Origin of the sequence: Streptomyces torulosus (genome assembly GCF_001419765.1) — a bacterium.
GTDB lineage: Bacteria > Actinomycetota > Actinomycetes > Streptomycetales > Streptomycetaceae > Streptomyces > Streptomyces torulosus.
This window is the reverse complement of record NZ_LIRK01000423.1, coordinates 1-10,626: the sequence shown is the minus strand read 5'-3', so window position 1 is coordinate 10,626 and position 10,626 is coordinate 1. Positions and strand designations below refer to the sequence as shown.

The 10,626-nt window shown below is 71.9% G+C and carries 9 protein-coding genes and 1 pseudogene; 7 read left to right on the top strand and 3 right to left on the bottom strand.

What is annotated here, in order from left to right; translation table 11 throughout:
- Positions 1 to 188 precede the first annotated feature (188 nt).
- Positions 189 to 1,691 (top strand): SDR family NAD(P)-dependent oxidoreductase, encoded by a 1,503-nt coding sequence (locus AOK23_RS27490; RefSeq protein WP_055715309.1) that lies wholly within the window; start codon positions 189 to 191, stop codon positions 1,689 to 1,691.
- On the opposite strand, the gene AOK23_RS27485 is transcribed toward AOK23_RS27490, so the two are convergent.
- Entirely contained in the window at positions 1,670 to 2,182 is a 513-nt protein-coding gene (locus tag AOK23_RS27485) for a hypothetical protein (protein WP_055715308.1), read from the bottom strand. The genes AOK23_RS27490 and AOK23_RS27485 overlap by 22 nt on opposite strands.
- Positions 2,183 to 2,676: 494 nt before the next feature.
- On the opposite strand from AOK23_RS27485, the gene AOK23_RS48605 reads away from it, so the two are divergent.
- Both AOK23_RS48605 and AOK23_RS27480 read left to right on the top strand, forming a co-directional pair.
- Entirely contained in the window at positions 2,677 to 2,850 is a 174-nt protein-coding gene (locus tag AOK23_RS48605; RefSeq protein WP_167738834.1) for a hypothetical protein, read from the top strand.
- 53 nt (positions 2,851 to 2,903) lie between these two features.
- Positions 2,904 to 3,386, top strand: coding sequence for a GNAT family N-acetyltransferase (locus AOK23_RS27480; RefSeq protein ID WP_055715307.1), 483 nt, complete (start codon positions 2,904 to 2,906; stop codon positions 3,384 to 3,386).
- A gap of 110 nt (positions 3,387 to 3,496) precedes the next feature.
- Here the strand turns inward: AOK23_RS27480 and AOK23_RS27475 are convergent, their stop codons facing one another.
- Complete coding sequence (locus AOK23_RS27475) at positions 3,497 to 4,843, bottom strand: amidase (RefSeq protein ID WP_055715306.1); 1,347 nt, start codon at positions 4,841 to 4,843, stop codon at positions 3,497 to 3,499.
- 213 nt (positions 4,844 to 5,056) lie between these two features.
- Between AOK23_RS27475 and AOK23_RS27470 the strand changes: the two genes are divergently transcribed.
- Together AOK23_RS27470 and AOK23_RS45645 are read left to right on the top strand one after the other, a co-directional pair.
- Complete coding sequence (locus tag AOK23_RS27470; protein ID WP_055715305.1) at positions 5,057 to 6,895, top strand: family 20 glycosylhydrolase; 1,839 nt, start codon at positions 5,057 to 5,059, stop codon at positions 6,893 to 6,895.
- Positions 6,896 to 6,966: 71 nt separating this feature from the next.
- Entirely contained in the window at positions 6,967 to 7,143 is a 177-nt protein-coding gene (locus AOK23_RS45645; RefSeq protein ID WP_338056527.1) for a hypothetical protein, read from the top strand.
- Between the two features lie 6 nt (positions 7,144 to 7,149).
- On the opposite strand, the gene AOK23_RS27465 is transcribed toward AOK23_RS45645, so the two are convergent.
- Positions 7,150 to 8,574 (bottom strand): lipase maturation factor family protein, encoded by a 1,425-nt coding sequence (locus AOK23_RS27465; protein ID WP_055715304.1) that lies wholly within the window; start codon positions 8,572 to 8,574, stop codon positions 7,150 to 7,152.
- Between the two features lie 129 nt (positions 8,575 to 8,703).
- Here AOK23_RS27465 and AOK23_RS27460 point away from each other — a divergent pair.
- Positions 8,704 to 10,359, top strand: a pseudogene (locus AOK23_RS27460) (SpoIIE family protein phosphatase); the annotation flags it as partial.
- 2 nt (positions 10,360 to 10,361) lie between these two features.
- Positions 10,362 to 10,626: ATP-binding protein (locus tag AOK23_RS50375; protein WP_240496587.1), on the top strand; the 265-nt coding region annotated here is incomplete at both ends.

Sequence of the window (10,626 nt, the reverse complement as noted above, 5' to 3'; positions counted from 1 at the left end):
GCCCCTGCTTTTCCAGGGGCGCGAGGAACTGCGCGAGAAACCCCCACCCACACCCGCCACAAACCACGCGCACCCCCGAGCTACTGGGCGCCCCGCGTTTGGTCAGCCGCGCTGACGTCCGTAGAATTCCGCGTTCGGTGACGGGCGCGAGTCGGCGCGCCGCGGGTGATCAGGGAAACGGCAGCGCGATGACGGTGACAGAGGACGGCCCGGCGACCACGGACGAGGCCGTGTACGGCCCCGGTATCGACCCCGAGCGGCTCGCCGTCTGCCTCAGCGTGCTCGAGGAACTCGACACGCTGGACGTCGACCACCCGGACGCGATCACGGTGCGCCGCGCCACCGCCGCGATCTACCGCACGGTGAAGCAGCGCCGCCGCCAGGAGCGCCGCGCCGCGAAGACCGCCCATGACAAGGCGGTCACCGAGGCCACCGCCACCGGCTCCGCCCAGCGCATCGACGACGAGACCGAGGGCATCCTGCCGTCGTCGGTGACCGATGAGGGACAGATCGCGGGGATACTCCAGCGCCCGCGCTCCTGCTACGTCTGCAAGGCCCGCTACGTCGAGGTCGACTACTTCTACCACCAGCTCTGCCAGGACTGCGCCGCCGAGAACCGCGCCCGCCGTGACGCCCGCGCCGACCTCACCGGCAAGCGCGCCCTGCTCACCGGCGGCCGCGCCAAGATCGGCATGTACATCGCCCTGCGGCTGCTGCGGGACGGCGCGCACACCACGATCACCACCCGGTTCCCGAAGGACGCGATCCGCCGCTTCAAGGCGATGGACGACTCCGCGGACTGGATGCACCGCCTGGAGGTCGTCGGCATCGACCTGCGCGACCCCGCCCAGGTCGTCGCGCTCGCCGACCAGGTCACCGACGCGGGCCCCCTCGACATCCTCATCAACAACGCGACGCAGACCGTGCGCCGGCTGCCCTCCGCCTACGCCGCCCTGGTCGAGGGCGAGAGCGCCCCGCTGCCCGCCGGGGAACTGCCCGCCCACCATGTCATCGGCGCCTTCAACTCCGGCGCGGTGGACCGGCTGACGGGACCGGCCGAGCTTCCCGTCGGCACCAGCGGTCTCGACGCGCAGCGCGTCGCCGACCTCGCGCTGGTCGCGGGCAACGCCAGTGTCGCCCGGCACCTCGACGGCACCGCCATCGACGCCGGCGGGCTCGTCCCCGACGTGGTGGACAGCAACACCTGGGTGCAGACCATCGAGCAGATCTCCCCGGTGGAGCTGCTGGAGACCCAGCTGTGCAACTACACCGCGCCGTTCATCCTCATCAGCAAGCTCCGCCCGGCCATGGCCGACGCCGCTCGGAAGGCGCCGAGCGGACGCGCGTACGTGGTGAACGTCTCCGCGATGGAGGGCGTCTTCGGCCGCGGCTACAAGGGTGCCGGCCACCCGAACACCAACGCCGCCAAGGCCGCGATGAACATGGTGACGCGGACCAGCGCCCAGGAGATGTTCCAGACCGACGGCATCCTCATGACCTCGGTCGACACCGGCTGGATCACCGACGAGCGTCCCCACTTCGACAAGCTCCGCCTCGCCGAGGAGGGCTTCCACGCCCCGCTCGACCTCGTCGACGGCGCGGCCCGCGTCTACGACCCGGTCGTCCGCGGCGAGCAGGGCGAGGACCTGTACGGCGTCTTCCTGAAGGACTACGCGCCCGGCAAGTGGTGAGACGCCCTCGCCCGGTCCGACACCAGCTCCAGCACCGTCCGCCAGTCCTCTAGAACACCGGCGTCCACCCCTGGGGTGCGGCCCGCCTCGTGCGCGTCCCGCAGTGTCAGCACGTCCTCCATCAGGGCCGCGTCGGCCCAGCCGCCCGCGTGCATGCGCACGAGGTCGTCGGGGCCGAGGGCGTGCAGGCGTACGAGACGGGCGACCCGCTCGCCGAGCAGGGGGCGCACCGCGTCGGCGGCCAGGTCGGCGTGGCCGGTGTCGTCACCCGGACGGAGCAGACGGCCGAGGGTGTGCACCAGGCCGGCCACCTGGAGTTCCTTGTCGGCCGGCCGTGCCCGGCGCAGCACCGCGGCGGTGCGCAGGGCGTGCTCGTGCTGATCTCCCGGACCGCCCGGACCACCTGGGCCGCCAGGGAAGCCGGGCGCGTCCCTGGCACCTCGGCACGCGTACAGCAGATCCATCAGCTCGTCGATGCCGCGCAGCTCCATGCGTCGGTCCTCCCGAGTCCGCCCGCGAGAAATGCCGTTGCGACACAGGAGCAGATCATGGTCGGCTTGCTATTCGGCCAACGGGACCTGAACTGCGTGCCGAAGGCAGCGATCCGCTGGAGCCGTGGTGGAGCGCGGAGTTCAGGAACTAGACCGATCGGGTGGTAGCAAAACGTAATGGAACAGGGCGAATCGCCGGACGGTGGCCCGCTGAACGCGGAATGACTCAAGACAGTTACCTCGTGTTTTCAGCCCCATCGAGCAGGCACCCGCTCATTTGGTTACTCTGTACCGGACGGACAGCCTTATATGGGTTCCACCCACACCCACGGTCCGTCCCGGGACAAGCCGGTCACCACGGCCTGCTCTCACCCAAATGAATCCGGCGCCACCGCGTCCGAACTGACCTCGACTCAGACCCGAGCGGATGTCAGGCGAGCAGCGGCAGGCTGGGCCGACGTCCCGAGGGTGACCCGACACATAAGGAGTGCGCGGTGACACCAGAGAAGACGAATCGCGATCAGCGCCCCAAGGAACGCACCGAAGGCGCCGGCCGGACGAAGAAGGAGCTCGGCAGCCTCGACGTGTGGGCCAGGTCCGCCCCCATCCGGCTCGCGGGCTACGAGGACGACCTCGCCGAGCCCCACATCCTGCCCAGCGTGGACTGACCCCTCAGCGCCATCGCGATCGCCGTCTGCATGGGCGTGCCAGACTCACGCCCATGCAGATCAGAGAAGCCACCGCCGAGGACTGGCCGCGGATCTGGCCGTTCTGGCACCGCGTAGTCGCCGCCGGCGAGACCTACACCTGGGACCCGGACACCTCCGAGGAAGCCGCCCGCGCCCTCTGGATGGCCCCCACCAAGCGTGTGTTCGTCATCGAGGACGGCACCGGGGCGGTCGTCGGCTCCGCCTTCCTCACACCCAACTACGGTGGTCCCGCCGCCCGGATCGCCAACGCCGGCTTCATGGTCGACCCCGAGCACGGCGGCCGGGGCATCGGCCGCGCGCTCGCCGAGCACGTCCTGGCCGCGGCCAAGGCCGACGGCTACCGGGGAATGGTCTTCAACGCCGTCGTCGAGACCAACCCGGCCGTCCGTCTGTGGACCTCCCTCGGCTTCACCGTCCTGGGCACCGTGCCCGACGCCTTCGAGCACCCTCGGGACGGCAGAGTGGGGCTGCACATCATGTACCGGGCCCTCTAGGGACTGCCATGCATGGGGTCGCCCCTGGACCGCCGTGTACGGGGCCGCCCAGGGAACGCCACGCACCGGGCCTCCGGACGCGCGTCGGCCGGAGGCTGTCTCGGCCCCCGTCAGTCGAGCGGCGCCGTTCGCCGCCACGGGTGCAGCTCCTGCAACTGCTCCGCCACGGCGAGGAGTTCGAGCTCGGAGCCGGGGCGGCCCACCAGCTGCACCGCGCAGGGGGCGCCCGACGGCAGCGTGCCGAACGGCACCGACATCGCCGGCCAGCCCGTCAGGTTCCACGGCGGGGTGAGCGGCGAGCAGTTCGTGTTCACCAGCAGATTGCGCAGCCACCCCCGCTCGTGCCAGGGCGCGGCGGCCGGCCCGCGCCGGGCGAGCGTCGGCGTGAGCAGCACCTCGTGCTCGGCGAAGAACGGCTCCATCCGCCGACGCAGTTGCTCCCGACGGTCGCCCGCCCGGACGCCCTTCAGGAAGCGGCGCCCCACCGCGGCGTGCACTCGGGTGCGCCGGGTCAGCAGCGCCGGGTCGAGACCCTCGGCGTCCACCGCCGTCCCCGCCGTCCAGTGCGCCAGCGACGTCGTGCCCAGCCAGAGCGGATACGGCGGGTCGGCGGGCCGCACCCGGTGGCCCGCCCCGGCCAGCGACTCTGCCGCCCGGCGCGCGGTATCGGCGTACGGGCGCGTCACGGTCACCCCCACCAGGGGACTGCGCACGGAGAGGGCGATGCTGCGGGGCGAGAAGGAGGGGGCCGGTTCGCCGGGGTCCGTGCCCGCGAGGACCCGGAACATCAGCCGGGCGTCCTCGACGGTCGTCGCGAGCGGGCCGTTCTCCGACATGCCGAACCAGTCGCCGTGCCCGATGTCCGCAGGGACGACACCGAAGCCCGGCTTCAGCCCTATCAGGCCGCAGTGGGCGGCCGGTATGCGTAGCGAGCCCATCCCGTCGTTGCCGAGCGCGATCGGCACCAGGCCGGCGGCGACCGCCGCCGCGCTCCCGCCGGACGAGCCACCGGTGGTCCGGGTGAGGTCCCAGGGGTTGCGAGCGGTGCCGTGCACCCCGTCGGTCGTACCGAAGACACACAGCTCGGGCACGTTCGTCAGGCCCACGACCACCGCGCCCGCCGCGCGCAGCCGGGCCACTGTCACATGGTCCGCGGCGGCCGGGCCGTCCGGTGTGGCCGCCGACCCGTTGCGCGTGGCCTCGCCCCGCACCGCGAGGTTGTCCTTGACCGCCACCGGAACCCCGGCCAGCGGCAGTCCGCCCAGGTCGGCGCGGGCCGCCACCTCGTCCGCCTCGGCCGGCGCCGCCTCCGCCCGGACGGTACGGAACGCGCCGATCCGCCCGTCCAGCGACGCGATCCGCGCGAGATGCTCCGCCACCACCTCGCGCGGCGTCACCCGCTTCTCCCGTACGGCGGCGGCGATCTCGGCGGCGGTCCGGCCGACCCAGCTGGTCACGGGGGCTCCCTGTCGATCTGGTGTGCGTGGGAGCACTGTGCCCCCTGGGGCGGCGCCGCGTCGAGAGCCATGACCAGGGATCCCCTCGGCATCGACCAGTCATCCGATCACCCGTCCCAACTCCCTTGCGCGACAGCCCCATTGACAGGTGGGGGAAACGCTTCGAGGATGCAGACATCCGATGCCTTCAGGCTGCCTGTGAGGTGGAGCGGTATGGCATGGTCCAGAGTGGTCGGTGTCCTGGTCGGACTGGTGCTGATCGCGGCGCCCGTGCCCGCGGTGGCCCGGACGGCGGCCGGACCCCCGACCACGGTGCCCGCCCTGTCCGACTGGACGGCCGGGCAGGGGAGTTACGTCTTCGGCTCCGGCAGCCGCATCGTGGCCGGGGACCAGGAGGCCGTCGACGTGGCCCGGACCCTCGCCGACGACCTGCACGCCGCCGGCCGCGGCACCGTCCCCGTCGTCCGGGGCGGCGCACGGACCGGCGACATCGTTGTCGGCGTCGACGCCTCACGCGCGGCACTCGGCGCCGAGGGCTACGAACTGCGCGCGGACCGGCGCCTGTCGATCACCGGGCGGACCGGCACGGGTGCCTTCTACGGCACCCGCACCCTGCTGCAGCTCCTCGCCCGGGGCGACCGCGTGCCCGCCGGTCGCACCGTCGACGTGCCCCGCTACGCGGAACGCGGCGTCGGCGTCTGCGCCTGCTACATCCACATCTCCACCGAGTGGCTGGAGAACCTGGTCCGCGACATGGCGTACCACAAGCTCAACCAGCTCCTGCTGGAACTGAAGGTCAGGAGCGACGCCCACCCCGAGGCCAACACCTGGGGCTACTACACCAAGGACGAGATCCGCCGCCTCGTCGCCCTCGGCGAGAAGTACCACGTCGAGATCGTCCCGGAGATCAACTCCCCGGGGCACATGGACCCCTGGATCGAGAACCGCCCCGATCTCCAGCTCACCGACTCCGACGGCAGGAAACAGCTCTCCCGGCTCGACATCACCACGCCCGAGGCGTTCGCCTACTACACCTCCCTGATGGACGAGTACGCGGAGGTCTTCACCTCCACCTCCTGGCACATGGGCGCCGACGAGTACATGCTGGGCTCCGACTTCGCCAAGTACCCCCAGGTCCTCGCCTACGCGCGCCAGAAGTACGGGGCCAACGCCACCCCACAGGACGCCTTCGTCGACTTCGTCAACCGCGTCCAGGCCCACGCCGCCGCCCGGGGCAGGACGCTGCGCATCTGGAACGACGGGCTCACCGGCGCCAACACCGTCCCGGTCGCGGCGGGCACGACCGTCGAGCACTGGCTGGACGTGGCCGTGAAACCGAGCCGGCTGATCGCCGACGGCCACCCGGTGATGAACGCCGCCTACTCCCTCTACCTGGTCCGCGGCGGCTTCCACACGGACACCGGCAGCCTGTACGAACAGGGCTGGGACCCGCGCGTCTTCGAGGGGGAGCGGCTCGCCTCACCCGAGGGCGTCACCGGCGCCAAGATCAGCCTCTGGCCCGACAACGGACGCGGGGAGACGGAGAACGAGGTCGCGGTCGCGGCCGACCCGGCCCTCCGGCACCTCGCCCAGGCCACCTGGGGCGCACCCCGCCCCGACCCGACGTACGCCGGGTTCACCGCCCGCGCCGCCGCGGTCGGCCACGCGCCGGGGTGGCGGGACCTGACCCGCGTACCGGTCCCCGACGGGACCTACACCTTCCGCAGCGGAGCCACGGCCGCCGCGTACGCGCTGCGCCGCACCCCGGACGGCTACGTCACCCTCGCCTCCACCACCACCGGCAGATGCCTGGAGACACGCGGTGGCAGGCTCACCCTCAACGTCCCGCTGGAGCCCGGCAGCGCGGTCACCGAGGAGCCGTGCGCCGCCGGCAACACCCTCCAGCGCTGGCAGCTGGAGCCGGCGGCCGGCGGCTACGCGCTCGTCAACGCCATCACCCGGATGGCCGTGCACATCACCGCCGACGGGCGGCTCACGCAGTACCCGCCGGACCAACGGCCCGCGGCCGTCTGGCAGCCGGTCTCCCGCTGAACCGACCCGAGGAGCTCCCACCCCCATGTGCCGAGGACATCCGGCACGGCCGGCAGATCGAGCGTTGCGTCGTGGAGGCGCAGCGGGCCGGCGCCTGGACCCGGGTCGCCACCGCCGGCACGGTCGGGGCGAGCCGCATCCTGCCGCTGCCGACGCCCATACGGGCGCGGCGCCGGCGGATCCGGGTGACGAGCACGCGGCAGCCCGCGCGGATCGCCGAGTTCGGGCTCTACCGGTCGCGGCCGTGACCGGCCCTACCGGTCCCGGACCGCCGGCACGGCCAGCCGTGTCGGCGGCATGAACTCCCGTACATACGTCCGCTCCCAGCAGGCACCCGTCGCCCGCAGCTCCCGCCACGTCGTGTAGCGGTAGCGGAAGAGACGGGCGCGGACGAAGCGCGGCGGGGTGTCGGCGGGGAAGGGGGACCGGCGCAGCAGCCGCAGGGTGTCGCGGTCGTTCTCCAGGAGACGTTCCACCAGGCCGCCGAACCAGGGATGCGCGTACGCCGGGGAGAGCGCCGCGAACCACATCAGCCAGTCCAGCCGCAGGTGGTACGGGGCGAACTGGCGGGGCCAGCGCCGAGGGTCACCCGGCTTGCCCCGGAACTCGTACTCCAGCCAGCCCGCGTCCTCGCGCGGCACCTCGTCCGCCGTCCCCTCCACCACCACCTCGTACCGGACGCGGCTCACACTGCCGAAGGCCCCGTAGGTGTTGACCAGGTGCAGCGGGTCGAAGGAGCGGTTCATCACCTGGCGGCGGGAGACCATGTTGCGCACCGGGTGGTAGCTGAGCCAGAGGACCAGCGCGGTCATGGCGAGGACGACGATCTCGTACCACAGGGGCGCGCCGGGGGCGTCGGGCGCGCCGGTGCCGAGGTCGACCGCCGACAGGGCCAGCACGATGGTGATCCAGTTCAGCCAGCTGAAGTTGCCGGACAGCACCAGCCACAGCTGGGTCAGGATCATCAGCGAGGCGGCGGCCGTCGCCACCGGCTGCGGGGTGAACAGCAGGAACGGGACGACCAGCTGGGTGACGTGGTTGGCGGCCACCTCGACCCGGTGGAGCGGCTTCGGCAGGCGGTGGAAGAACCAGCTCAGCGGTCCGGGCATCGGCTGTGTCTCGTGGTGGTGGTAGAGGCAGGTCAGCTTCCGCCAGCACTCGTCGCCGCGCATCTTGATCAGGCCCGCGCCGAACTCCACCCGGAACAGCACCCAGCGCAGCAGGAACAGCACGACGATCGGCGGTGCCACCTCGTCGTTGCCCAGGAACACCGCGAGGAAGCCGACCTCCAGGAGCAGTGACTCCCAGCCGAACGCGTACCAGGTCTGGCCGACGTTCACGATCGACAGGTACATCACCCACGGCACCAGCCACAGCAGCATGCCGCCCCACAGGGGCAGCAGCGAGTCCGCCCCGGCGACGAGCGCCACCGACACCGCGCAGCCCGCCCACGCCCACGCGGCGAAGAACCGGTCCGAGTAGTGGAGGTGGAACACGCTCGGTGACCGCCGCCAGGGCATCCGTGCGACGAAACGGGGGATCGGCAGCATCCCCCGCTCCCCGAGCAGCGCCCGGAACTGAAGGGCCGCCCCCAGAAAGGCCACCAGGTAGATCACGGCGAGGGAGCGCTGGAAGAGCAGCCGGCCGAGCCAGTAGTCGGGTGCGGTGAACCAGTCCATGGCTGTCGCGCTCCTGGGTCGCGCGCCGGAACAGGGGCGGTACCGACACTAGCGATCGGATCCGGACGGCTGAAACAGGACAGCCCGTCCCCACTCGAATAATCGGGCAAACCCTGGCAAAGTGGCCACATGGTTGATCGGGGAGCGAGTGAGCTGCCGCTGCCGGACGATTGGCTCGCCCACCCGGACCCCGTCCTGGCGCTCAATCTCATGGGCAGCTTCGACTGGGACCTCGACGCCGGCGTGATGCACATGGACGCCACGGCCCACGAGGTCTTCGACCTGCGCCCCGACGAGTACGACGGCAAGCCCGAGAGTCTGACCGTCCGGGTCCCCCCGGTGGAGGGCCGCAAGCTCGACACCCTGGTGTCCCAGGCCCTCAAGGACGGCAGCGAGAACTACGGCGCCTACTTCCGTATCCGGCTGCGCGACGGAACCCCCCGCTGGACCCACACCCAGGGTTACATCCGCCGCGACGAGACCGGCCGCCCGTACCGGGTCATCGGCATCGTCCGCGACGCCACCCGCGAACTGCGGGAGATCAGTGCCCGCACGGAGCAGGCGACCCTGGACGAGGCCCGCCGCAGACGCACCGACGTCGTACAGGTCATCACCGCCGCCCTGGCCCACGCCCGCACCGTCCAGGACGTGATCGACGTCCTGGAGGACACCGACGGCATCACCCACCTCGGCGCGACCAGCCTCGTCATGGGCCTGGTCGAGGCCGGCCGCATCCGGATGATCGCCGCCGGCCCCCGGGCCAGCTACGTACCCGGCACCCGGATCACCCGCCTCGACGTGAAGTACCCGATGAACGAGGTCGTACGGAGCCTCGCACCGCACTTCATCGAGTCACCGGAGGAGTTCGCCGAGTCGTATCCGCTGCTCTGGCCGCACATCACCGACCTCCAGATCACCTCGGCCGCCTATCTGCCCCTGATCGTGCAGGCCCGGCCCATCGGCGCCATGGGACTGCTCTACAACGACCGCAGAGGCTTCACCCGCGAGGAACGCGACGTCCTCGTGGCGCTCGGCAGCAGCATCGCCCAGAGCCTCCAGCGGGCCATGTTCTACGAGGGGGAGAAGGACCTCGCGGAAGGCCTCCAGCAGGCCATGCTGCCCCGGTCCATCCCCAGCGTGCCCGGCGCCGACATCGCCGTCCGCTACCGGGCCGCGTCGTTCGGCGGCTCCCTCGGCCGGGACATCGGCGGCGACTGGTACGACCTCGTCCCCCTGCCCGGCGGCCGCGTCGGCGCGGTCATCGGCGACGTCCAGGGCCACGACACCCATGCCGCCGCCGTCATGGGCCAGCTGCGCATCGTCCTCAAGGCGTACGCCACCGAGGGCCACACCCCGGCCACCGTGATGTCCCGCGCCTCCGCCTTCCTCCACGAACTCGACACCGACCGCTTCGCCACGTGCCTGTACGCGGAGGCCGACCTGTCCACCGGAGTGGTCCAGATCGTCCGGGCCGGACACATCGACCCCCTCATCCGGGCGCCCGACGGCGGCTGCCGCCGGGTCACCGTCGACGGCGGCCTGCCGCTCGGGCTGTCGGCCGAGTTCGGGGGCCTGGAGTACCCCGTGAGCACGATCGAGCTGGACCCCGGGGACACGTTGCTGCTCTGCACGGACGGCCTCATCGAACAGCCCGGCGCCGACCTCGACGACGGCATGCTCACGCTGCAGGCGCTGATCACCACCGGCCCCGACGACGTCGACGACCTCGCCGACCGGCTCATCGACGTGGCGGAGGAACGCGGTGGCGACGACGACGTGGCCCTGNNGGCGCTCACCGAGGCCCGGCACATGATCGGGGCGGCCGTCCGCACGTGGGGCGCGCGGGAGCGGGCCGACGAGATCGAGCTCGTCGCCGACGAGCTGATCACCAACGCGCTCATGCACACGGAGGGCTCCGCGATCGTGACGCTCCGGGCGCTGACCGGCACGGAACGGCGACTGAGGGTGGAGGTCGAGGACTCCTCCAGCGCGCTGCCGCGCCGCCGGGAGGCGGGGGAGTCGGGTGTCTCGGGGCGGGGGCTGCTGCTGGTG